Annotated in this window: 20 protein-coding genes and 1 pseudogene; 15 read left to right on the forward strand and 6 right to left on the reverse strand. The window is 45.1% G+C overall.

Features of this window, described 5'->3' with window-relative positions; translation table 11 throughout:
• The 9 genes and pseudogenes from AB6E08_RS00670 to rpoC all read left to right on the forward strand — a co-directional run.
• A pseudogene (locus tag AB6E08_RS00670) lies at nucleotides 1-92 on the forward strand (elongation factor Tu); the annotation flags it as partial.
• Nucleotides 93-315: 223 nt separating this feature from the next.
• Nucleotides 316-693: a preprotein translocase subunit SecE gene (secE, locus tag AB6E08_RS00675; RefSeq protein WP_017096511.1), complete on the forward strand. Its 378-nt coding sequence runs from the start codon at nucleotides 316-318 to the stop codon at nucleotides 691-693.
• A 13-nt stretch (nucleotides 694-706) separates the two neighbouring features.
• A complete protein-coding gene (gene nusG, locus AB6E08_RS00680; RefSeq protein WP_012605006.1) occupies nucleotides 707-1,255 on the forward strand; it encodes a transcription termination/antitermination protein NusG in 549 nt (182 codons plus the stop codon).
• 212 nt (nucleotides 1,256-1,467) lie between these two features.
• The gene (rplK, locus tag AB6E08_RS00685; protein ID WP_010435555.1) at nucleotides 1,468-1,896 is read left to right on the forward strand and encodes a 50S ribosomal protein L11; all 429 of its coding nucleotides are present in this window, start codon (nucleotides 1,468-1,470) and stop codon (nucleotides 1,894-1,896) included.
• Nucleotides 1,897-1,900: 4 nt separating this feature from the next.
• Complete coding sequence (gene rplA, locus AB6E08_RS00690; protein WP_012605004.1) at nucleotides 1,901-2,605, forward strand: 50S ribosomal protein L1; 705 nt, start codon at nucleotides 1,901-1,903, stop codon at nucleotides 2,603-2,605.
• A 242-nt stretch (nucleotides 2,606-2,847) separates the two neighbouring features.
• Entirely contained in the window at nucleotides 2,848-3,342 is a 495-nt protein-coding gene (gene rplJ / locus AB6E08_RS00695; protein ID WP_009844673.1) for a 50S ribosomal protein L10, read from the forward strand.
• Between the two features lie 57 nt (nucleotides 3,343-3,399).
• On the forward strand, nucleotides 3,400-3,765 hold the full coding sequence (gene rplL, locus AB6E08_RS00700; protein WP_009844674.1) for a 50S ribosomal protein L7/L12: 366 nt from the start codon (nucleotides 3,400-3,402) through the stop codon (nucleotides 3,763-3,765).
• Between the two features lie 234 nt (nucleotides 3,766-3,999).
• Complete coding sequence (gene rpoB, locus AB6E08_RS00705) at nucleotides 4,000-8,028, forward strand: DNA-directed RNA polymerase subunit beta (protein ID WP_009844675.1); 4,029 nt, start codon at nucleotides 4,000-4,002, stop codon at nucleotides 8,026-8,028.
• 90 nt (nucleotides 8,029-8,118) lie between these two features.
• A complete protein-coding gene (gene rpoC / locus AB6E08_RS00710; protein ID WP_009844676.1) occupies nucleotides 8,119-12,321 on the forward strand; it encodes a DNA-directed RNA polymerase subunit beta' in 4,203 nt (1,400 codons plus the stop codon).
• Between the two features lie 320 nt (nucleotides 12,322-12,641).
• On the opposite strand, the gene AB6E08_RS00715 is transcribed toward rpoC, so the two are convergent.
• A complete protein-coding gene (locus tag AB6E08_RS00715) occupies nucleotides 12,642-13,139 on the reverse strand; it encodes an Rsd/AlgQ family anti-sigma factor (protein ID WP_048605474.1) in 498 nt (165 codons plus the stop codon).
• A gap of 165 nt (nucleotides 13,140-13,304) precedes the next feature.
• Between AB6E08_RS00715 and nudC the strand changes: the two genes are divergently transcribed.
• Both nudC and hemE read left to right on the forward strand, forming a co-directional pair.
• The gene (gene nudC, locus AB6E08_RS00720) at nucleotides 13,305-14,114 is read left to right on the forward strand and encodes an NAD(+) diphosphatase (protein ID WP_372064567.1); all 810 of its coding nucleotides are present in this window, start codon (nucleotides 13,305-13,307) and stop codon (nucleotides 14,112-14,114) included.
• Nucleotides 14,115-14,413: 299 nt separating this feature from the next.
• Nucleotides 14,414-15,481 (forward strand): uroporphyrinogen decarboxylase, encoded by a 1,068-nt coding sequence (hemE, locus tag AB6E08_RS00725; protein ID WP_004729761.1) that lies wholly within the window; start codon nucleotides 14,414-14,416, stop codon nucleotides 15,479-15,481.
• A 108-nt stretch (nucleotides 15,482-15,589) separates the two neighbouring features.
• Here hemE and AB6E08_RS00730 read toward each other — a convergent pair whose 3' ends face one another.
• Nucleotides 15,590-16,183, reverse strand: a complete 594-nt coding sequence (locus tag AB6E08_RS00730; protein ID WP_372064565.1) for a uracil-DNA glycosylase family protein — start codon at nucleotides 16,181-16,183, stop codon at nucleotides 15,590-15,592.
• Complete coding sequence (locus AB6E08_RS00735) at nucleotides 16,183-17,109, reverse strand: D-2-hydroxyacid dehydrogenase (RefSeq protein ID WP_372064563.1); 927 nt, start codon at nucleotides 17,107-17,109, stop codon at nucleotides 16,183-16,185. Before AB6E08_RS00735 ends, AB6E08_RS00730 begins: the two co-directional genes overlap by 1 nt.
• 71 nt (nucleotides 17,110-17,180) lie before the next feature.
• Between AB6E08_RS00735 and AB6E08_RS00740 the strand changes: the two genes are divergently transcribed.
• The gene (locus tag AB6E08_RS00740; RefSeq protein WP_017055908.1) at nucleotides 17,181-17,768 is read left to right on the forward strand and encodes a YjaG family protein; all 588 of its coding nucleotides are present in this window, start codon (nucleotides 17,181-17,183) and stop codon (nucleotides 17,766-17,768) included.
• A gap of 115 nt (nucleotides 17,769-17,883) precedes the next feature.
• On the opposite strand, the gene AB6E08_RS00745 is transcribed toward AB6E08_RS00740, so the two are convergent.
• Nucleotides 17,884-19,047 carry a CNNM domain-containing protein gene (locus tag AB6E08_RS00745; protein ID WP_372064560.1) on the reverse strand — a complete coding sequence of 388 codons (1,164 nt, stop codon included), beginning with the start codon at nucleotides 19,045-19,047 and terminating at the stop codon, nucleotides 17,884-17,886.
• Nucleotides 19,048-19,317: 270 nt separating this feature from the next.
• Here AB6E08_RS00745 and hupA point away from each other — a divergent pair, with 270 nt between their 5' ends.
• Together hupA and AB6E08_RS00755 are read left to right on the forward strand one after the other, a co-directional pair.
• The gene (gene hupA / locus AB6E08_RS00750; RefSeq protein ID WP_004729753.1) at nucleotides 19,318-19,590 is read left to right on the forward strand and encodes a nucleoid-associated protein HU-alpha; all 273 of its coding nucleotides are present in this window, start codon (nucleotides 19,318-19,320) and stop codon (nucleotides 19,588-19,590) included.
• A gap of 47 nt (nucleotides 19,591-19,637) precedes the next feature.
• Nucleotides 19,638-20,336 carry a DUF1481 domain-containing protein gene (locus AB6E08_RS00755; RefSeq protein WP_012604992.1) on the forward strand — a complete coding sequence of 233 codons (699 nt, stop codon included), beginning with the start codon at nucleotides 19,638-19,640 and terminating at the stop codon, nucleotides 20,334-20,336.
• 169 nt (nucleotides 20,337-20,505) lie between these two features.
• On the opposite strand, the gene purD is transcribed toward AB6E08_RS00755, so the two are convergent.
• Both purD and purH read right to left on the reverse strand, forming a co-directional pair.
• Nucleotides 20,506-21,795 (reverse strand): phosphoribosylamine--glycine ligase, encoded by a 1,290-nt coding sequence (gene purD / locus AB6E08_RS00760; protein ID WP_017062702.1) that lies wholly within the window; start codon nucleotides 21,793-21,795, stop codon nucleotides 20,506-20,508.
• Between the two features lie 282 nt (nucleotides 21,796-22,077).
• The gene (purH, locus tag AB6E08_RS00765; RefSeq protein ID WP_012604990.1) at nucleotides 22,078-23,670 is read right to left on the reverse strand and encodes a bifunctional phosphoribosylaminoimidazolecarboxamide formyltransferase/IMP cyclohydrolase; all 1,593 of its coding nucleotides are present in this window, start codon (nucleotides 23,668-23,670) and stop codon (nucleotides 22,078-22,080) included.
• A 325-nt stretch (nucleotides 23,671-23,995) separates the two neighbouring features.
• Between purH and zntR the strand changes: the two genes are divergently transcribed.
• The gene (gene zntR, locus AB6E08_RS00770) at nucleotides 23,996-24,406 is read left to right on the forward strand and encodes a Zn(2+)-responsive transcriptional regulator (protein WP_029225500.1); all 411 of its coding nucleotides are present in this window, start codon (nucleotides 23,996-23,998) and stop codon (nucleotides 24,404-24,406) included.
• The last annotated feature ends 49 nt before the right edge of the window (nucleotides 24,407-24,455 follow it).

Below are 24,455 nucleotides of genomic sequence, written 5' to 3' on the forward strand. Positions count from 1 at the left end.
CTCCAATCGCAATGGACGAAGGTCTACGTTTCGCAATCCGCGAAGGTGGCCGTACAGTTGGTGCTGGTGTTGTAGCTAAAATCTTTGCATAAGATTTGACGAACCACTAGTAAAAAGGGCATCATTTGATGCCCTTTTTCTGCGCTGAAAAAAGAGTTGGGTGTTTTGACATCAATTTTAACTCTTAGCAAAGAATTAAACGGTCTTTTTAACTAAAATGACTGTTAGATGTGTTGTTTTGCAACGCAAAGGAATGTGCCCTGCAACAGCGGGGTTATTGTCGTCTATATTTAAGACTTATCACAGGTTGGTTTTATGAAAGCAAACGCTGAAACTCCTGATAGCTCAGGTGCAGCAGATACAATGAAGTGGGTAGTCGCTTTTGTACTGTTGGCTGCTGCTGTTGTGGGTAATTACCTGTATGGTGAATTGTCTGTTGTAATTCGCGCTGCAGGTGTAGTTGTGCTGATTGCTGCCGCACTAGGCGTTGCAGCAACAACAACTAAAGGTAAAGCTGCGATCGATTTTGCAAAAGAATCTCGTATGGAGATTCGTAAAGTTGTTTGGCCTACTCGCCAAGAAACTATGCAAACTACATTGATCGTTTTAGCTGTATGTATTGTTATGTCTCTAGTGCTTTGGGGAATTGACGGCATTATGGTCCGTTTAGTTTCTCTAGCAACTGGAGTGTAGAGGGTTCTGATTCATGAGTGAAGCTCCAAAAAAACGTTGGTATGTAGTTCAAGCCTTTTCTGGCTATGAAGGTCGTGTATCTCAATCGTTACGCGAACATATTAAAATGCACGACATGGAAGAATTCTTTGGTGACGTTTTAGTACCTACTGAAGAAGTAGTGGAAATGCGTGCAGGTCAACGCCGTAAAAGCGAACGTAAGTTCTTCCCTGGCTACGTATTAGTGCAAATGATCATGAATGATGAATCATGGCACTTAGTACGCAGCATTCCTCGTGTTATGGGCTTCATTGGTGGTACCTCTGATCGTCCTGCACCAATCACTGACAAAGAAGCTGATGCTATCTTGAACCGTCTAGAGAAAGCGAGCGAGTCTCCACGTCCTAAGACAATGTTCGAAGCGGGTGAAGTGGTTCGTGTGAACGATGGTCCGTTTGCTGATTTCAACGGTACAGTTGAAGAAGTAGATTACGAGAAAAGCCGCATTAAGGTATCTGTATCGATCTTTGGTCGTGCAACACCGGTTGAGCTTGAATTTGGTCAAGTTGAAAAGCTGGACTAAAACTCTAACTTTTGAACAAGCTGTGGATAAATACTTCATAAGTTGTTCAAAATAAAAGAGTATAAAAAACCACCTTTTTAGGGTTGTTAAAGGCGCGAATTATGATTATAATTTCGCGCCTTTTTACTTCTATCGAAGTAAGAAAGAGTTAATTGAAATTAAGGGGAGCTTGCCTCAGGGCTAGCGCATGTACCCAAAAATTAGGAAATATCATGGCTAAGAAAGTTGAAGCTTATATCAAACTGCAAGTTGCAGCTGGTATGGCAAACCCAAGTCCACCGGTTGGTCCTGCTCTAGGTCAACACGGCGTGAACATCATGGAATTCTGTAAAGCGTTCAACGCAAAAACAGAATCTGTTGAGAAAGGTCTACCTACTCCAGTAGTAATTACTGTTTACAACGACCGTTCTTTCACGTTCGTAACTAAGACTCCACCTGCTGCTGTTCTTCTTAAGAAAGCTGCTGGCGTTAAGTCTGGTTCAGGTCGTCCAAACACTGAGAAAGTTGGTACTGTAACTGACGCTCAAGTTCAGGAAATCGCAGAAACTAAAGCTGCTGATATGACTGGTGCTGACATCGAAGCAATGAAGCGTTCTATTGCTGGTACTGCTCGTTCAATGGGCCTAGTGGTAGAGGGATAAGATCATGGCAAAACTTACTAAGCGTATGCGCGTAATCCGCGACAAAGTTGAAGTAACTAAAGAATACGAAATCAACGAAGCTGTTGCTCTTCTTAAAGAACTAGCGACTGCTAAATTCGTTGAGTCTGTAGATGTTGCTGTTAACCTAGGCATCGATGCTCGTAAATCTGACCAAAACGTACGTGGCGCAACTGTGCTACCTCACGGTACTGGCCGTGACATCCGCGTTGCTGTGTTCACTCAAGGTGCAAACGCAGAAGCAGCTAAAGCAGCTGGCGCAGATATCGTTGGTATGGAAGATCTTGCTGAGCAAGTGAAAAAAGGCGAAATGAACTTCGACGTTGTTGTTGCTTCTCCTGATGCAATGCGTGTTGTTGGTCAACTAGGTACAATCCTAGGTCCACGCGGCCTTATGCCAAACCCTAAAGTTGGTACTGTAACTCCTAACGTTGCTGAAGCGGTTAAGAACGCTAAAGCTGGTCAGGTTCGTTACCGTAACGACAAGAACGGTATCATCCACACTACTATCGGCAAAGCATCTTTCGAAGCTAACCAGCTTCAAGAGAACCTAGAAGCACTTCTAGTTGCTCTTAAGAAAGCTAAGCCTTCTTCAGCGAAAGGTACTTTCCTGAAGAAAGTAAGCATCTCTACTACAATGGGTGCTGGTGTTACTGTTGATCAAGCTAGTCTTGACACTCAAGCAAACTAATTTGCTTCGGCGCAGATTTAGTGTATACTTCTGCGCCTAATATTTGTGGTTGGGTGATTTTTGAAGCAATTCAGGTCATCCGTCCCAAGACCGTAGGCGCCGTACTCTTCGGAGATATGGCTTAATAAAACCTACGTAGGCGATGTTGTGGTTTGAAGTGAATTTATTCATTTTTAAATAACATCGTAAACGCTCATTACATTTTGTATGAGTGCTGTAATCACAACCAGAGGTTAATCCAAATGGCTTTAAATCTTCAAGACAAAAAAGCAATTGTTGCTGAAGTCAACGAAGCTGCCAGTGGTGCACTTTCTGCAGTTGTAGCTGATTCTCGTGGCGTTACTGTTGGCGCAATGACTTCTCTACGTAAACAAGCTCGCGAAGCGGGTGTTTACATGAGAGTTGTTCGTAACACACTAGCACGCCGTGCGATTCAGGGTACAGACTACGAGTGTCTAACTGACACTTTCACTGGTCCAACTCTGATCGCATTCTCTAATGAGCACCCAGGTGCTGCAGCGCGTCTTTTCAAAGACTTCGCTAAAGAGAATAAAGATTTCGAGATCAAAGCTGCTGCATTTGAAGGCGCAGTTACTGATGCTGAAGTACTAGCGACACTACCAACTTACGACGAAGCTATCGCACGCCTAATGATGTGCATGAAAGAAGCTTCTGCTGGCAAGCTGGTTCGTACTATCGCTGCTGTTCGCGACCAAAAAGAAGAAGCTGCGGCTTAAGCCTTGCTTTTCACTGGTTGCTATTTAAACTTATTGTTGACTTAAAAGAGAATTGTTATGTCTATTACTAACGAGCAAATCCTAGACGCAGTTGCAGAAATGTCTGTAATGCAAGTTGTTGAGCTTATCGAAGCTATGGAAGAGAAATTCGGTGTTACTGCTGCTGCTGCAGTTGTAGCTGGTGGTGCTTCTGCTGAAGCTGCTGCTGAGCAAACTGAATTCGACGTAATCCTAACTGCTGCTGGCGCTAACAAAGTACAAGTTATCAAAGCTGTACGTGGCGCAACTGGCCTAGGTCTTAAAGAAGCTAAAGGTCTTGTAGACTCAGCTCCTGCAGCGCTTAAAGAAGGCGTTGACAAAGCTGAAGCTGAAGCTCTTAAAGCACAGCTAGAAGAAGCTGGCGCTTCTGTTGAAGTTAAGTAATTATTACTTAATTTCTTAGCCGCAAGGCTAATGGCTGGTGGTTTATTAACCACCGGCCTTTTTGCGCTGTAGGGCTATGACGAAATTTCCGCTGTTTAACCGTCATAATCCAAGCAAAAAAACAGTCATTTTTTCGAAATGATTGTTCACTACAGTAAACAGCTGTTTGTCACCGCCCCCTCTGAAGAGTGTTTTGGGTGGTTTGGGTCACTTATCAGCGAGCTGAGGAACCCCATGGTTTACTCTTATACCGAGAAAAAGCGCATCCGTAAGGATTTTGGTACTCGTCCACAAGTTTTGGACATTCCATACCTGTTATCGATCCAGCTTGATTCTTTCGACAAATTCATCGAACAGGATCCTGAAGGTCAATACGGTCTTGAAGCTGCTTTCCGTTCTGTATTTCCAATTCAGAGCTACAACGGCAATTCTGAGCTGCAATACGTTAGCTACCGTCTTGGTGAGCCAGTTTTTGACGTTAAAGAATGTCAAATCCGCGGTGTTACTTACTCAAAGCCACTACGCGTAAAACTACGTCTAGTTATCTTTGATCGAGATGCACCAGCAGGTACTGTAAAAGACATTAAAGAACAAGAAGTCTACATGGGCGAAATTCCGCTTATGACAGACAATGGTACTTTCGTAATTAATGGTACCGAGAGGGTTATCGTATCCCAGCTGCACCGAAGCCCAGGCGTGTTCTTCGACAGTGATAAGGGTAAGACCCACTCATCAGGTAAAGTTCTTTATAACGCACGTGTAATTCCTTACCGTGGCTCATGGTTAGACTTTGAGTTCGATCCTAAGGATAATTTATTCGTACGTATCGACCGTCGTCGTAAGCTACCAGCATCGATTATCCTTCGTGCACTTGGTAAATCGACTGAAGAGATCCTAGATCTGTTCTTCGACAAAGTGAACTTCGAAGTGAAAGACCAAACTCTACTTATGGAGTTGGTTCCTGATCGTCTACGTGGTGAAACTGCGTCATTCGACATCGAAGCAAACGGTAAAACTTACGTTGAGACTGGTCGTCGTGTAACTGCTCGCCATATCCGTCAACTTGAAAAAGATGGCGTTGAGCACATCGAAGTACCAGTAGAGTACATCGTTGAAAAGATTGCTGCGAAAGATTACATCAACGAAGCAACTGGCGAGATCATCGTTGGCGCAAACCAAGAGATTAGCCTAGAAGCACTTGCTAACCTGTCTCAAGCAGGTCACAAGACTCTAGAAGTGCTGTTCACGAATGACCTAGACCATGGTCCATTCATGTCAGACACTCTACGTGCGGATAGCACAGTAGATCGCATCTCTGCATTGGTAGAAATCTACCGCATGATGCGTCCTGGCGAGCCACCAACGAAAGAAGCTGCAGAATCATTGTTCGAAAGCCTATTCTTCTCTGAAGATCGTTACGACCTATCAACTGTAGGCCGTATGAAATTCAACAGCTCTATCGAGCGTGAAGAAGAAGAAGAGCGCGGTACTCTGGATGAATCAGACATTATCGAAGTGATGAAGAAACTGATTGGTATCCGTAACGGCATTGGTGAAGTGGACGATATCGACCACCTTGGCAACCGTCGTATCCGTTCTGTAGGTGAAATGGCAGAAAACCAATTCCGTGTTGGTCTAGTTCGTGTAGAACGTGCCGTTAAAGAGCGTCTAAGCCTTGGTGACCTTGATGCAATCATGCCTCAAGACCTTATCAACGCTAAGCCGATCTCTGCTGCAGTTAAAGAATTCTTTGGCTCTTCACAGCTTTCACAGTTTATGGACCAAAACAACCCATTGTCAGAAGTTACGCACAAGCGTCGTATCTCTGCTTTAGGTCCTGGTGGTCTTACTCGTGAGCGCGCAGGCTTCGAAGTACGTGACGTTCACGTAACTCACTACGGTCGTCTATGTCCGATCGAAACGCCTGAAGGTCCAAACATCGGTCTAATTAACTCGCTATCTGCATTTGCACGTTGTAACGATTACGGTTTCCTAGAAACTCCGTACCGTCGTGTAGTAGATGGTGTAGTAACAGAAGAAGTTGATTACCTGTCTGCAATCCAGGAAGGTCAATTCGTAATCGCGCAAGCAAATACCATTCTTACTGAAGAAGGTACTTTTGCAGATGAGCTAATCACAGCTCGTCAAAAAGGTGAATCTGGTCTTCACCCACGCGATCACGTTGACTACATGGACGTTGCGACAAACCAAGTAGTATCTATCGCTGCTTCGCTTATCCCGTTCCTAGAACACGATGATGCGAACCGTGCATTGATGGGTGCCAACATGCAACGTCAAGCTGTACCAACACTTAGAGCTGATAAGCCTCTAGTAGGTACGGGTATCGAACGTAACATCGCAGTTGACTCTGGTGTTACAGCGGTTGCTAAACGTGGTGGTCAAGTTCAGTCTGTTGACGCTTCTCGTATCGTAGTTAAGGTTAACGAAGATGAATTGGTACCTGGCGAAGCTGGTATCGATATCTACAACCTGACTAAGTACACGCGTTCGAACCAAAACACATGTATTAACCAACGTCCAACTGTACTTCCTGGTGAACCAGTTGCACGCGGCGATGTTCTTGCTGACGGTCCTTCAACAGACCTTGGTGAACTAGCTCTTGGCCAAAACATGCGTATCGCATTCATGCCTTGGAACGGTTACAACTTCGAAGACTCGATCTTAGTATCTGAGCGCGTAGTTCAAGAAGACCGATTCACGACAATCCACATTCAAGAACTATCTTGTGTGGCTCGTGATACTAAGCTGGGTTCTGAAGAGATCACAGCTGATATTCCAAACGTAGGTGAGTCTGCTCTGTCTAAACTAGACGAGTCAGGTATCGTTTACATTGGTGCTGAAGTTAAGGGTGGCGACATCCTAGTTGGTAAAGTAACCCCTAAAGGTGAAACTCAACTGACTCCTGAAGAGAAGCTACTACGTGCTATCTTCGGTGAGAAAGCATCTGATGTTAAAGATACTTCTCTACGTGTACCAAACTCTGTTTCGGGTACTATCATCGATGTACAAGTCTTTACTCGCGATGGCGTAGAGAAAGACAAACGTGCACTTGAAATCGAACAGATGCAGCTTAAAGAAGCTAAGAAAGATCTAACTGAAGAGTTCCAAATTCTTGAGGGTGGCCTTCTTAACCGTGTTAAAGCTGTACTTCTGTCTGGTGGTTACTCTGAAGCTAAGCTTGATACTATCGGTCGTAAGCAATGGCTAGAGCAAGTTCTAGAAGACGATGCGCTACAAACACAGCTTGAGCAACTTGCTGAGCAGTGGGATGAGCTAAAAGCAGACTTCGATAAGAAGTTTGAAACTAAGCGTCGTAAAATCACTCAAGGTGATGATCTAGCGCCTGGCGTTCTTAAGATTGTTAAAGTTTACCTAGCGGTTAAACGTCGTATCCAGCCTGGTGATAAGATGGCCGGTCGTCACGGTAACAAAGGTGTAATCTCTAAGATTAACCCTGTTGAAGACATGCCATACGATGAGAAAGGTCAGCCTGTAGACATCGTACTTAACCCGCTGGGTGTACCATCGCGTATGAACATCGGTCAGATCCTAGAAGTTCACTTAGGTTTGGCTGCGAAAGGTATCGGTGACAAGATCAACCAAATGGTTAAGGAACAACAAGAACTGCATAAGTTCCGTGAGTTCCTACAGAAGGTTTACGATCTTGGCGATACTCGTCAGAAAGTTGATATTGCTGAACTGTCTGATGATCAAGTTCGTACACTGATCAAGAACCTACGTGGCGGTCTACCGATTGCTACACCTGTGTTCGACGGTGCTTCTGAGTCTCTAATCAAAGAACTACTTAAACTGGGTGATCTGCCAGAATCTGGTCAGCTTAAACTGTTTGATGGTCGTACTGGTGATTCGTTTGAGCGTCCTGTAACTGTTGGTTACATGTACATGCTGAAACTGAACCACTTGGTTGATGACAAGATGCATGCTCGTTCAACTGGTTCTTACAGCCTAGTAACTCAGCAACCACTTGGTGGTAAAGCTCAGTTCGGTGGTCAGCGTTTCGGTGAGATGGAAGTATGGGCACTAGAAGCATACGGTGCTGCATATACTCTACAAGAAATGCTAACAGTTAAGTCGGATGACGTTAACGGCCGTACTAAGATGTACAAGAACATCGTAGATGGTAACCATAGCATGGAACCTGGCATGCCAGAGTCGTTCAACGTACTGTTGAAAGAGATTCGCTCGCTAGGTATCAACATCGAGCTAGAAGACGAAGAGTAATCCCTCTTTTTTATAAAGAAGATTGGATTACTTGGTAAAGGGGGCTCACTTTAGTCGGTGAGCTCCTTTAACTCCTTACAGGAGCTGAACGTGAAAGACTTATTAAACTTTCTAAAAGCACAGCATAAGACCGAAGAATTTGATGCAATCAAAATCGGTCTATCTTCACCAGACACGATCCGTTCGTGGTCTTTTGGTGAAGTTAAAAAGCCAGAAACAATTAACTATCGTACGTTCAAACCTGAACGTGATGGTCTGTTCTGTGCACGTATTTTTGGTCCAGTTAAAGACTACGAATGTCTTTGTGGCAAATACAAGCGCCTGAAGCACCGTGGTGTTATCTGTGAGAAGTGTGGCGTTGAAGTTACACAAACTAAAGTTCGTCGTGACCGTATGGGCCACATCGAGCTTGCTTCACCAGTTGCTCACATCTGGTTCCTAAAATCACTACCGTCTCGTATCGGTCTACTAATGGATATCCCTCTGCGTGATATCGAACGTGTTCTTTACTTCGAAATGTACGTAGTAACTGAACCGGGTATGACTGATCTAGAAAAATCTCAGATGCTTACTGAAGAAGAGTATCTGGATCGTCTAGAAGAGTGGGGTGACGAATTCACTGCTAAGATGGGTGCTGAAGCGATCAAAGATCTGCTTTCAACAATGGACCTTCATCAAGAAGTGGAAGAAATGCGCGAAGAGTTGGAAACAACTAACTCTGAAACTAAGCGTAAGAAAGTTACTAAGCGTTTGAAGCTAGTTGAAGCGTTCATTTCGTCAGGCAACAAGCCTGAGTGGATGATCCTAACTGTACTTCCAGTGCTACCGCCAGATCTACGTCCTCTAGTACCACTAGATGGCGGTCGTTTTGCGACCTCTGATCTGAACGACCTTTACCGTCGTGTGATCAACCGTAACAACCGTTTGAAGCGTCTTCTAGAGCTAGCGGCTCCAGACATCATCGTACGTAACGAAAAGCGTATGCTGCAAGAGTCTGTTGATGCCCTTCTAGATAACGGTCGTCGCGGTCGTGCGATCACGGGTTCTAACAAGCGTCCTCTGAAATCTCTTGCTGATATGATCAAGGGTAAACAAGGTCGTTTCCGTCAGAACCTTCTAGGTAAACGTGTAGACTACTCTGGCCGTTCTGTAATCACAGTTGGTCCATACCTTCGTCTACATCAGTGTGGTCTTCCTAAGAAGATGGCACTTGAGCTATTTAAGCCGTTCATCTATAGCAAGCTAGAGACTCGTGGCATGGCTACGACAATCAAAGCTGCTAAGAAAATGGTAGAGCGCGAAGAAGCGATCGTTTGGGATATCCTAGACGAAGTGATCCGTGAACACCCAGTACTGCTTAACCGTGCACCTACACTTCACCGTCTAGGTATCCAAGCGTTTGAACCAGTACTAATCGAAGGTAAAGCGATTCAGCTTCACCCACTAGTGTGTGCGGCATACAACGCCGACTTCGATGGTGACCAAATGGCTGTACACGTGCCTCTAACTCTAGAAGCACAGCTTGAAGCTCGTACCCTAATGATGTCGACGAATAATATTCTGTCGCCAGCATCAGGTGATCCAATCATCGTACCTTCTCAGGACGTTGTATTGGGTCTTTACTACATGACACGTGACAAGATCAACGTGAAAGGTGAAGGTATGTACCTTGCTGGCCCTGCTGAGGCAGAAAAGGCATACCGTACTAAGACTGCTGAGCTACACGCTCGCGTTAAAGTACGTATCACTGAAACTGTAGTAGATGAAGACGGCAATAGCACAACGAATACTGGCTTAGTTGATACGACTGTAGGTCGTGCAATGCTATGGCAGATCGTTCCAGCTGGCCTACCGTACAGCATCGTTAACCAAAAGTTAGGTAAGAAGCAGATCTCTACTCTTCTTAACGAGTGTTACCGTAAGCTTGGTCTAAAAGATACAGTAGTATTTGCTGACCAAATCATGTACGCAGGTTTCGCATACGCGGCACTTTCTGGTGTTTCTGTAGGTATCAACGATATGGTTGTTCCTCAAGCGAAATACGATGAAATTGAATCTGCTGAAGAAGAAGTTCGCGAAATCCAAGAGCAATTCCAATCTGGTCTTGTTACTGCGGGTGAGCGTTACAACAAAGTTATCGATATCTGGGCGTCTACGAACGACCGTGTTGCGAAAGCAATGATGGATAACCTTTCTTCTGAAACGGTTATTAACCGTGACGGCGAAGAAGAACAGCAAGAATCGTTCAACAGCATCTACATGATGGCCGATTCAGGCGCACGTGGTTCTGCAGCTCAGATTCGTCAGCTAGCAGGTATGCGTGGTCTGATGGCGCGTCCAGATGGTTCTATCATCGAAACGCCGATCACTGCGAACTTTAAAGAAGGTCTAAACGTCCTTCAGTACTTTATCTCAACGCACGGTGCTCGTAAGGGTCTTGCGGATACAGCACTGAAAACAGCTAACTCGGGTTACCTAACTCGTCGTCTAGTAGACGTAGCACAAGACGTTGTAGTACACGAACATGACTGTGGCACGCATGAAGGTATCGACATGATGCCTCACATCGAAGGTGGTGACGTTAAAGTTGCACTTTCTGAGCTTGCTCTTGGTCGTGTAGTTGCTGAAGATGTTCTTAAGCCTGGTACTGAAGATGTACTGATTCCACGTAATACTCTGATTGATGAGAAGTGGTGTCAAATCATGGAAGACAACTCTGTAGATAGCATGAAAGTGCGCTCAGTTGTTACCTGTGATGCAGACTTCGGTTGTTGTGCACAGTGTTACGGTCGTGACCTAGCACGTGGCCACCTAGTGAACCAAGGTGAAGCAGTTGGTGTTATCGCTGCACAATCTATCGGTGAACCGGGTACACAGCTAACGATGCGTACGTTCCACATCGGTGGTGCGGCATCTACTGCAGCAGCAGAGAACAGCATCCAAGCTAAGACAACTGGTACTGTGAAACTTCACAATGCTAAGTTTGTAGTTAACAAAGATAAGAAACTGGTTATCACTTCTCGTGCATCTGAGATGACGATTATTGATGAGTTCGGCCGTACGAAAGAGAAGCACAAACTTCCTTACGGTTCGATGCTAACCAAAGGCGACAACGCAGCAGTTACTGCTGGTGAAGTTGTAGCTAACTGGGAAGCGCATACCATGCCAATCATCACTGAAGTGGCAGGTCGTATCCAATTCGTAGATATGATCGATGGTATTACAGTTTCTCGTCAAACTGACGATCTAACTGGTCTTTCTTCAAGTGAAGTAACAGACGCAGCAGCTCGCCCAGCAGCAGGTAAAGATATGCGTCCAGCTATCAAACTTGTTGATGAGCAAGGTAACGACGTAATGATCCCTGGTACTGATATGCCAGCTCACTACTTCCTACCTGGCAAAGCGATTGTAAATATCGAAGATGGCGCTGAAGTTGGCATTGGTGACACACTATCTCGTATCCCTCAAAAATCGAGCGGAAACAAAGATATCACCGGTGGTCTGCCACGCGTAGCTGACCTATTCGAAGCTCGTAAGCCTAAAGAGCCTGCGATCCTTGCTGAGCACACAGGTACTGTGTCGTTTGGTAAAGAAACGAAAGGTAAGCGTCGTCTAGTAATCACTCGTGAAGGCGGTGACGCTTACGAAGAGATGATTCCTAAGCACCGTCAATTGAACGTGTTCGAAGGTGAGAAGATTGAACGTGGTGATGTAATCGCCGACGGTCCTGAAACTCCACACGATATCCTGCGTCTACGTGGTATCCACGCAGTAACTCAGTACATCGCGAACGAAGTTCAAGAAGTTTACCGCTTACAAGGCGTAAAGATTAACGATAAGCACATCGAGACTATCGTTCGTCAAATGCTACGTAAGTGTACAATCACTCATTCTGGTGACTCTCCGTTCCTACCTGGCGAACAAGTTGAGTACCACAATGTTAAGATTGCTAACCGTAAGCTAGAAGCTGAAGGTAAAGAACTAGTACGTTTCGAACGTGATCTACTAGGTATTACTAAAGCATCTCTTGCAACTGAGTCATTCATCTCAGCTGCATCGTTCCAAGAAACGACTCGCGTACTAACAGAAGCTGCGGTTTCTGGTAAGCGTGATGACCTTCGCGGCCTGAAAGAGAACGTAATTGTTGGTCGTCTGATCCCAGCTGGTACTGGTTTCGCATATCACCAAGAGCGTCAAAAGCAACGTGAAGAAGAGCAAGAAGGTCCTTCAGCTGAGCAAGCTACTGACAATCTAGCAGCACTTCTAAACGCTGGTTTCTCTTCAGAAGAGTAAGCTCTACGAGTAGTCTCTAAGAGATAAGAAAAAAGGCACCTTCGGGTGCCTTTTTTGTATCTGTCGTATTGGATGTATTGGTGTTTAACGAGAAGCTTATAGCTTAGAAGTTGATAGGTATGATTGCTTGGCTGGTGGACCTGGTCGCGAGTACTTTCTCGAAGGCAGCTTGCGTGTTTACAGGGAGAGCGTGAGGATGAAACTTACGTCTAGCTATCGCAAACGTCTGAGTAGGGACGAACCAATAGGCTCTGGCAGAAGAGTTGTTACAGACAAAACAAAAAGCTTGCACAGAGGCAAGCTTAGAAGGAGTTAAGCCCTTACGCTCCTGGTGGAACTGCTAGGCTGTCGGCAATTTGTTGTATCAACTGGTCTTCAACCGCAAACCTCGCCTCAAGAATCTCACCAACGAGTGATAGCTCACTATCAAAGCTTTCTAATGTATCGGTCGCTTCAATGGCTGCGTATTTATCGGTGAAGTTGAGTAGTGGATCTGTGGTAAGAACGATATGACCATAAGATTGGTTGATTTCGTCTGTTGCTTTGAAGCCAGTAGACTGCCATTTGTCCATCACCATGTCATAGATTTTGAAATGACCTTCGGAGATGTAATCAACAAGATGTTGGCTGAATTTTTGGAGTTCTTCTGGAGAAGGCAGTTCGGTGATTGCCGTTGCTTTCGACGATGAAGGCTGTAGAGCGGCAAGCTTACAATACTCAACGATTAGAGACTGTCGAGTTTCGAGCCAATGATCGATGACCTCATTAGAGCCACCCCATTGTTCTTGTATTTGTTTGAATTTATTTAGCATGACCATGTCCTCATGATCTGATCACAACCTTGTGATCAAGTAATTGCCTAAGCAGGGTCCGTTTTATTGGTAGCTACTAAAAGTAATAGCTTGAAATATTCTCTGCTACAACTCTAGTATGAAATTAGATTGCCAGTAAAATGAACGAACTGCAAGCAATGAGGCATAGGGATGTTAAAAAAAAGTGATAACAAAATGACAGATCAAGCTTATTGGTGCGTCGTTTCTGGTAGTGATATTTGGGTTAATAATGATCAGTTTCCTTTTGGCTCTGCTGAAGAGCTAGGACTGAGTGTTGAGCATGCAATCTGTATTGGTCAGCATCAAGGTCGTAAGGTGTATTGGCTCAACGATTGCGATGTGGAGATTGATCTGAGCATGGTCAGCCTAAGAGATTTGCTTCACTGGCCTGAATCAAGTTTTCTGATCGCAAGCAAAGCTATCCAGTATGGGCACATGACACAAAGTATGCGTTTTTGTCCTCAGTGCGGCGGTCGTAATCATCTCAATCATAATCAGGTGGCGATGCAATGTGGAGACTGCCGAACGCTTCATTACCCTCGTATCTTCCCGTGTATCATTGTCGCTGTACGAAACGACAACAAGATATTACTTGCGCAGCACCCAAGGCATAAAACGGGTATGTACACCGTAATAGCAGGCTTCCTAGAGGTTGGAGAGACCCTAGAGCAGTGTGTGGCGCGCGAAGTCAAAGAAGAAACGGGGATCGATGTGAGTAATATCCGTTACTTTGGTAGCCAGCCATGGGCGTTTCCATCGAGTATGATGATGGCCTTTCTTGCTGACTATGCTGGTGGAACGCTCAAACCAGATTACAGTGAACTGTCAGATGCCCAATGGTTTGACGTAACAAGCCTACCTGATGTTGCTCCAGTCGGAACGATTGCGAGACAATTGATTGAGAATACAGTCGATGACATAAGGAAAGCCGGCGTCGCGGAGCAAGAACTAGAACATTAAATTACCTGTGATAGTATTTGGCCTATGGGTGGTCAAACACTAAAAAAAACCCTCCACAAGTGGAGGGGGTAAGTAAGATGTCGTTATGAGATGCTGAGTAGTGACTACTCAGTTGTTATAATTGTAATTTTCGCTAGCGAACAAATTTTTAACATGCTCCTGTAATTGGGTGCAAATTAAGCATGGATTTAAAAGTTAATAACTTGATCTAGGTTGCAAAGCACACAGCTTTTACCCTTCAATCAGTGTTAGAATACTTGCCATCAAAACTAGACAAGATTGAATTGGAATTTAACGGAATGACCGAATTAAAAAACGATCGCTATTTACGCGCACTTTTAAAACAGCCTGTTGATTACACACCGGTATGGATGATGCGCCAAGCTGGCCGCTATCTTCCAGAGTACAAAGCAACGCGCGCTGAAGCGGGCGATTTCATGTCTTTGTGCAAAAACGCTGAACTAGCATCAGAAGTAACACTTCAACCTTTACGTCGTTTCCCGCTTGATGCGGCAATCTTGTTCTCTGACATCCTAACTATCCCAGATGCGATGGGTTTAGGTTTGTACTTCGAAACAGGTGAAGGCCCTAAGTTTGAACGCCCTATCACATGTAAAGCTGACGTAGAAAAAATTGGCCTACCTGATCCTGAAGGTGAACTTCAATACGTAATGAATGCCGTTCGTCAGATCCGTAAAGACCTGAAAGGCGAAGTGCCACTGATTGGTTTCTCTGGTAGCCCTTGGACATTGGCAACTTACATGGTTGAAGGCAGCAGCTCGAAGGCGTTCACTAAGATCAAGAAGATGATGTACGCAGAGCCACAAACGCTGCATTTACTTCTAGATAAGCTGGCTGACACTGTTATTGAATACCTGAACGCGCAAATTAAAGCGGGTGCTCAATCGGTAATGGTATTCGATACATGGGGTGGTGTACTTACTCCGCGTGACTACAACCTGTTCTCACTGCAGTACATGCACAAAATTGTCGATGGCCTAATCCGTGAAAACGAAGGTCGCCGTGTACCGGTTACTCTGTTCACTAAGAACGGTGGTATGTGGCTAGAATCTATCGCAGCGACTGGCTGTGATGCAGTTGGCCTAGACTGGACAATCAATATTGCTGATGCAAAAGCACGTATTGGCGATAAAGTGGCTCTACAAGGCAACATGGATCCATCAGTACTTTACGCACAACCTGAGCGTATTCGTGAAGAAGTCGGCACTATCCTTGAAGGTTTTGGTGACGGCGGTACTGGCCACGTATTTAACCTTGGCCATGGTATTCACTTAGATGTGCCACCAGAAAATGCTGGTGTATTTGTGGACGCAGTTCACGACCTATCTAAGCCATACCACAAGTAATTCAGTATGTGTTTATAGAAAAAGCGCTGTCGAGAAATCGGCAGCGCTTTTTTATTATCTTTCTATCCGCACTCAATATCGGCTAAATCATCGTTGATGTGCAGCTAATTAGGCATTTGGATCATGGCAGGCCAAATGCTCTGATACGTGCTTCCTGATATAGGGAATGACTTCACTTTCGAACCATGGGTTTTTCTTGAGCCAGATATTATTACGTGGTGAAGGGTGGGGAAGTGGCAAAAATTCTGGAGCCCAAGCCTGCCAGTTACGTACCGTTTCAGTGAGTGTGCTGGTGGCTTTATCTTTTAGATAATAGTTTTGCGCATACTGACTAATCAGCAAGGTCATTTGGATGTTGGGCAGTGATTGCAGTGCTTTTTGGTGCCATAGCGCAGCGCACTCTTTTCGTGGCGGTAGGTCGCCACTTTTTCCCTTTCCTGGATAGCAAAAGCCCATCGGGACAATCGCGACTTTTTGTTCGTCATAAAACGTATCGCTGTCCATCTCTAGCCATTCTCTCAATCGCTCGCCACTGGCGTCGTTCCAAGGGATAGATGATTCATGAACCTTAATACCGGGTGCTTGGCCTATGATTAACAAGCGCGCGTTTGGGTGTGCCTGAATCACTGGGTTTGCACCGTGTGATAAATGAGGTTCACAAGCGGTGCATTGTCGTATCTCGGTGAGCAGTGACGAGAACATCAGTAGCCTTTATCAAAATCAATGGTGTGATTAAGTGTAAAACCATCTCGCCATTGTTGGTAATTATTGGCGAAGATCTCCACGACCTGTCTTGGCTCACTTAGAGCCGCAATGTGTGGTGTGATGGTTACTTGAGGCAATTTCCAAAACGGGTGTTCTTGTGTGAGAGGTTCGCATTCAAAGACATCTAAGAAAGCGTGTTCAACCCATTTATTCTTAATCGCAAGCAGTAACGCTTTATTATCTACGCTTTCCCCACGTCCCACATTAAACAGCAATACGTTAGAGCAGTAGCTTAAGGTGGTTTGATTCAGTAGTTGGTAGGTATCATCCGTTGATGGCAATGTGTTCACTACAATATCCGCTTGCTTGAGGGCGGCTTCTAATTCATTAATGTGGAAAGTTTCTTTGAAGGTTTCTTGCTTTGATGGGATACCTGTCCGGTTGACACCTATGGTGTGAATACCAAAAGCAGCAGCTGTTTTAGCTAAATGACTGCCAATTGACCCCGTTCCTAAAATCACCATGGTTTTGTCAGTTAGGCTGGTATAAAGCTGCGGCTGCCAGTTTCGTTGTACTTGTTGCTGGTGGTAGTGAGGAAAGTGTCTACAGTGGCTGATCGTGTAACCCAACACGTATTCAGCAATCGCAGGGCCGAAGATGCCTTTGACGTTGGTCAGCGTATAATCTTGGCGAAGATCCGGCTGAGTGAGTTTATTGATTCCAGCATAGGTACTTTGCACCCAGTCTAGCTTTTTAAACTCATTAAGTCGCTCCACTATTAAAGGAGGAGCAGCCAGTACGATCTCAGCTAATTCGGGGTTTTGAGTGATTTCGAGGTCAGGTAACCCTTGGTTTAGAATCAGTTGCGTATAGGTATCGTCATGCTCGGTAAGAATATAGAGCTTATTCGTAAAATTGTTCATCGGCTTACCTTTTCCCCCCAGGGTTTATCAAGTACACTTTCGCTGTCTTTTTCTGCAATTATTGAGTGACTATGCTTCAGAATCCACTGCAGGTTCGTCTTGAAAAGTTAGAACCTTGGCAACAAATTACTTTTATGGCGTGTCTATGTGAGCGTATGTATCCTAACTATGCCATGTTTTGTGAGAATACAGAATTTGCGGAAGCTCGAATCTACCGTGATGTTTTGGATAGCATTTGGGAAATCCTAACCGTTAAAACGGCAAAGGTGAACTTTGAGCGTCAACTTGAGAAAGTAGAAGAGCTATTCCCTAGCGCAGATGATTTTGATTTCTATGGTGTTTACCCTGCAATGGACGCATGCCAAGGCTTAGCAACATTAATCCATGGTCTACTTGATCGTGAGCATATGTTGGAAGCGGTAATTAAAGTGAGTCAACAGTCGGTTAAGACGGTTGCAGAACTTGAATTCGCTCAAGGTGCTGAAGAAGTCACGAACGAAAACCAGAAAGAAAATGAAGCGGTATGTGAAGAGTGGGACGTTCAATGGGCGATCTTCCGACCACTTCGTGAAACGACAGAGCGCGACCTTGAATTGATTAAAGATCTGCGTCATGAACTGCGTGAAGACCCAGTGAGCAACATTGGTGTTGCGTTATAACGGATGTTGAGTTGTAGCGAATAGAATAAAAAACAAAGGCTCCCTAGGGAGCCTTTGTTGTATCTGACGCTATCAAGTTTCGATTAAGCGTTTTTTTTCTTTTGTTTCTTAGCTGTTAGTTCTGAGCTTTGTCTTTTGAGGCATTATCTTTTGATGCGTCGTCACCATCCGCTGACTTTGAGTCTGAGGTGTCGTTGTCTGCTAGAGTTTTTTCTTCTAGCTCGTCCTCTTCATCGCGGTTTTCGATAACACCGTGTGTCTCTTTCCACGTTTCCCAGCGTTGGAACGCCAGTTCTTGCATGTCTGTGGTTTTATCTGCTTCGTCGACAATTTCTTCACCTACTAGGTGTTCAAAGATATCTTCTAGGGTGATGATGCCCTGAATTGTGCCGTACTCGTCCACAACTAAAGACAGTTGCAGGCGGTTTGCCATCATTTGGTCAAAGGCCTTAGCTAAGCCCATGTTGTTTAGCAATACGTGGATAGGGCGCATCACTTCACCCAGAGCCTTCTCACCACAACCCGCTTGCTGCAATCTAAACAGCTCTAAGCGGTGGACAAAACCGATGATATTGTCAGTTTGCTCGCTGTAAACCAGTGGGCGTGAGAATGGCGTGTCTTTGTGTTGTTCTAGGAACGTATTGACACTCATTCCTGCATCGACGCGGAATACAACAGGGCGTGGTGTCATGACTTGAGTCACGGGCACATCTTGAATACCTAACAGATTGCTCAGAATTTTTGATTCACCTTCAGCAAATTCACCGCTCTCTTTTGCCAAAATAGCCATTGCAGATAGCTCATCACGCATTTTTGGTGCCTGGTGGCCGCGAGCTAAACGTTTGGTAATTTGCTCTGAGAACCACACAAATGGTGTTAGGAAAAAGACCATCCAGCGAAGCACATTTGATGATGCTGGAGCAAGTTGACGCCAGTAGGTTGCGCCAATGGTTTTTGGAACAATCTCAGACAGAACTAAAATACCCAGAGTTAATACGGCAGAGAATACGCCTAACCATTGGCTACCAAAAACGACTGCTGCTTGTGCACCCGCTGTCGCTGCACCGATGGTGTGCGCGATGGTGTTGAGCGTTAAAATTGACGCAAGCGGGCGGTCAATGTCGGTTTTCAGTTTGTCTAATGACTCTGCTGCAGGGTGCCCATTTTGTTTTAGTTGAGCAATGTAGCTCGGACTAATACTCAAAAGTACAGCTTCCAAAACAGAACAAATGAAAGAAACTCCAATAGCAATGGAGACGTAAATAGTTAGCAGCAGCATGTTTGCCCTTAAATTAAATTGTACGCTTTAGCAGCGATTCAGCGTGGATTATAGAGAATAAGTAGTGGCTAGGTCATCATTAATTTTGCTCTCAGCCCCTTTTAAACAAGGGCTTGCTCAGTAAAATCAGTAACAAATTGTGAGTTATTACTCATATTATGGCTAAAACTACGGCATTAGAGCTAAAGATCGACGACAAACCTTTGCCAGATGGGGCATTTATGTTTTAGAGTGAATCGAATTCAAAAATACAAAGAAGGGAAACCTAAAATGAACAAGACTCAATTAATCGACTTTATTGCTGAAAAAGCGGACCTTTCTAAAGCACAAGCTAAAGCTGCTCTAGAAGCGACTCTTGGCGGTGTTACAGATGCTCTTAAAGATGGCGATCAAGTTCAGCTAATTGGTTTTGGTACTTTTAAAGTAAACCACCGTGCAGCTCGCACTGGTCGTAACCCAAAAACTGGTGACGAGATCCAAATCGCTGCTGCAAATGTTCCAGCATTTGTTGCAGGTAAAGCGCTGAAAGATTCAGTGAAATAATCTAAACTGTACCGAGGTAGTCGTATTCCACCTCGGTACAGGTTTTTATGAAAAAAGCATTTCTTCTCGTTTCACTATTATCTACATTTCTCATTGGCTGTTCATCAACCAGCCCTCGCAAAAACCTAGAGCAATTTGAAACTCACACCGGCGGCCAAGTCATGGGCGACGCGACAAGTTTCTACTGGGTTACAAACAAGCTAACACAACCTCATACTTCAGCTGACTACGTCACTGTAGGCGATTACGGCTGGTACCAAACGGACTATGCTTGGTCGGAAGGTATACTTCGTGAATTTATTCGTGAAGGTGAGCAACGTAATTCTTCTAATGAGCTGGTTCCGTATAGTGTCCATGTGCGTTTTAATAAGTCAGGCGAAGCTGTATATCAGCAGTATCGTATTGATAGCAAAATTTTACCTATCCAAGTTAAGCAACTCGAAAGCTACCAGAAAGAAGCCAAGTCGGTTTTAGAAACTACGATGAAGCAGCATGACGAAGGGCTCAGACTGGTTCAGGGTTACTGGAATGGCAAAACGTTCCAGACTTGCTCTGGTAAGCAATTTTCTGACATTGAATTTAATCAAACACTACCTAATTTTGTGATTAACCGTTTGTCGTCTGTAGAGAGCTATGGTGCTTTTGTCGGCAAGGAGTCTCTCAGAAAACTATCTGTTGCTGAATTTTTGATGTTGGCAGATGACAACCATCAGTGTGTTACAAGACCATCATTGTTGAAAGAATAGAGCGTATTTAAAAGGGTTCAGAGAATTTACCCGCTGTAGGTCAGTGCTTATTTGTGTGTAAAGGAACAGACCCCAGGACAGATTAAGCAATAAAAAAGGCGCCAACCGAGGCGCCTTTTCTGTTGTTACTTGCTTGCGGTCATTCGAACATAAGCGAGTCGTAGACTGATTACTGTTCTTGTTCGCGCGCAATCGCACGGTAACCAATATCATTGCGGTGGAACATACCATTCCAGCTAACTTGCTTCGTCAACGCGTAAGCGCGCTCTTGAGCCTCAGAAACCGTATTACCCAGTGCCGTTGCACAAAGTACACGGCCACCGTTTGTCACAACGTCGCCAGCTTCGTTATTTGTCGTACCCGCGTGGAAAACCTTTTGGCCTTCAACTTCGCTGGTTGGCAGTGAAATAACGTCCCCTTTTGCGTAGTCAGCAGGGTAACCGCCAGCAGCAAGAACAACACCGATAGAAGCGCGTGGATCCCACTTAGATTCTGCTTCGTCTAGCTTCTCATCGATAGCCATTAGGCAAAGTTCAACAAGGTCTGACTCCATACGCATCATGATAGGTTGCGTTTCAGGGTCGCCAAAGCGGCAGTTGTATTCGATAACCTTAGGTGTGCCGTCAGCATCGATCATTAGTCCTGCGTAAAGGAAACCAGTGTAAGGAGCGCCTTCTGCGTCCATACCACGTACCGTTGGGTAGATAACTTCCTCAAGGATGCGGTTATGGATTTCAGGAGTTACCACTGGAGCTGGAGAGTAAGCACCCATGCCGCCAGTATTAGGGCCAGTGTCTTTGTCGCCAACACGTTTGTGATCTTGGCTGGTGGCCATAGGAAGCACGCTAGAACCGTCAACCATTACAATGAAGCTTGCTTCTTCGCCTTCAAGGAACTCTTCGATAACCACGCGGCTGCCTGCTTCGCCAAAGGCGTTGCCCGCTAGCATGTCTTTGATTGCGTCTTCTGCTTCTTCAAGTGTCATCGCAACGATAACGCCTTTACCTGCCGCAAGACCGTCAGCTTTCACTACGATAGGAGCGCCTTGCTCGCGAACGTAAGCGATAGCTGGCTCAATCTCAGTGAAGTTTGAGTAGTAACCTGTTGGGATATCATGACGAGCTAGGAAGTCTTTGGTGAATGCTTTAGAGCCTTCAAGCTGTGCTGCCGCTTGAGTTGGGCCAAAGATTGGTAGGCCCACTTCGCGGAATGCATCAACCACACCGATAACCAATGGTGCTTCAGGGCCCACGATAGTCAGTTCGATTTTTTTATCTTGAGCAAACGCGACTAAACCAGCGATGTCTTCAACGCCGATGTTTACGTTCTCTAGTTTCGGCTCAAGTGCAGTACCTGCGTTGCCTGGAGCAATGAATACTGTTTCAACGTTTGGGTTTTGTGCCGCTTTCCAACCAAGTGCATGCTCACGACCGCCGGCACCGATAATCAATACATTCATGTTTTAAAATCCTTATAGTTGCTTCAGAGCCTTTATTTCTGTGTCAAACATGCTCACTTATGGTCATAAGCTCCGCGTGTTTTCCTTGAACTAAAGTCACTGACTTGCTCTACGTATTTCAAATATCGGAATATTTAAAAAACAAAATTATAAGTTTTGCTCAAAGTAGTTGGTGATGTGGCTAGGCAGCAATTGAGCCCATCCCCGGAAGCATAGCTCGCTATGTGACCGGGGTGGGCGAAAGCAGCTAACGACGCCACAGTGCCAAATACGAAGAGGAAATTAGTGGCGGAAGTGACGCATGCCCGTAAAGATCATCGCCATGCCGTGTTCGTCTGCTGCAGCGATAACTTCGTCATCACGCATAGAGCCGCCCGGTTGGATAACACACTTGATGCCAGCTTCTGCTGCCGCGTCGATACCGTCACGGAATGGGAAGAATGCATCTGATGCCATCACACAACCTTCAACCTGTAGACCTTCGTCTGCCGCTTTGATACCTGCGATTTTCGCAGAGTAAACGCGGCTCATTTGGCCTGCGCCTACACCAATAGTCATGTCGCCTTTCGAGTAAACGATAGCGTTAGATTTAACGTACTTCGCTACTTTCCAGCAGAATAGAGCATCTTTCAATTCTTCAGCTGTTGGCTGACGCTTAGAAACCACTTTCAGGTCATCTTCAGAAACCATACCTTGGTCGCGGTCTTGAACTAGCAAACCGCCGTTAACGCGTTTCACGTCAAAACCAGTTGTCTTAGTTGTCCACTCACCGCACTCAAGCAGGCGAAGGTTTTTCTTAGCCGCTACGATTGCTACTGCTTCCGCAGAAACAGATGGTGCAATGATAACTTCAACGAATTGACGCTCAGTGATAGCCGTTGCTGTTGCAGCGTCTAGCTCACGGTTGAAAGCGATGATGCCGCCAAATGCAGACGTTGGGTCTGTTTTGAATGCACGGTCGTAAGCTTCTAGGATGTCTTCACCTAGTGCAACACCACATGGGTTAGCGTGCTTAACGATCACACATGCAGGCTCGTCGAACTCTTTCACACACTCAAGTGCTGCATCTGTGTCAGCAATGTTGTTGTAAGAAAGCGCTTTACCTTGGATTTGGCGAGCAGTAGAAACAGACGCTTCTTCAGGGTTTGCTTCAACGTAGAATGCCGCTGCTTGGTGGCTGTTCTCACCGTAGCGCATGTCTTGCTTTTTCTCGAACTGTTGGTTGAACGTGCGAGGGAATTTGCTCTCTTCGTCACCTTCTTTGTTCTCTCCATAAGAAGGAACCATAGTGCCGAAATAGTTTGCGATCATGCCGTCGTAAGAAGCTGTGTGCTCGAATGCTGCGATAGCGAGGTCGAAGCGAGTCTCTAGCGTTAGAGATTTCTCGTTCGCGTCCATTTCAGCAACAACGCGCTCGTAGTCGTGTGCGTTAACAACGATAGTTACGTCTTTGTGGTTTTTCGCTGCAGAGCGAACCATTGTAGGACCGCCGATGTCGATGTTCTCAACAGCGTCAGCAAGGGTACAACCTTCTTTAGCAACGGTTTCTGCGAATGGGTATAGGTTTACAACAACCATATCGATAGGGTTGATACCGTGAGTTTCCATCACGTCATCATCTTGGCCACGACGGCCTAGAACACCACCATGAACTTTTGGGTGCAGAGTCTTAACACGGCCATCCATCATTTCTGGGAAACCAGTGTAATCAGATACTTCTGTAACAGAGATGCCTTTTTCAGCAAGCAGGCGAGCAGTGCCACCGGTAGATAGGATATCTACACCACGGTTAGCAAGAGCTTGTGCAAATTCAACGATACCAGTTTTGTCTGATACGCTGATTAGAGCGCGGCGAATTGGACGAGCGTTATTCATGCTTCCATCTTCCTCAAATTCATGGGGTTAAAATAAAGATATTTGCCAAAAAAGAACTTGTTTCTATCTTCTTAGCGTGGATTATCTTAGATACCAGTAAGAGATAAAATATTGGCCAGTTTTGGTAAAGACCTTTTGGGTTTGTCTTATGATTAAGCAATAAGATAACCAACTCCAAATTTGATGGCGCAGATTCTAACTAATTTATTACAAAAAAGCTCGCGCAATCGTTTGGCATCTCAAAATTAATTATGAAAAGTGCCATTTCAGCCTGAAAAGTAACGATAAGGTTAATTGTGGAATGGACGGAACAGTAGGAAAAAACATGTTTCAGATCGGTGAATTAGCGAAAAGATGCGGTGTGACAGCCGATACCTTGCGGTTTTATGAAAAAAGTAACCTGATTGCTCCTGCCAGTCGCAGTGACTCAGGATATCGCTTATATGATGAAAACAATCAAAAACAGGTGACCTTTATTCTTAAATCTAAAGCGTTAGGGCTGAGTTTAGATGAAATTAAGGAATTGCTCGAGATTCGCTTGGAAGCAACACAGCACAGTTGCTCGGAAGTGAAAGCCATCACAACGGCAAAGCTGACACTTATTGATGAAAAAATCAGTGAACTTGGCAGAATACGCACGGCATTAAAGAAGATTAATGATGCTTGCTGCGGTCATGTAGATGACGATGCGAGCCATTGTTCTATCTTAGGTGCTTTGGCGAGCGAAGATAAATAAAGCTCATGCTGTGCTGCTGATGGTAAATAGCTGAGAAGGTCCCCGTTAG

The organism is Vibrio sp. 10N.247.310.24, assembly GCF_041467175.1.
Taxonomy (GTDB): Bacteria; Pseudomonadota; Gammaproteobacteria; order Enterobacterales; family Vibrionaceae; genus Vibrio; species Vibrio tasmaniensis_A.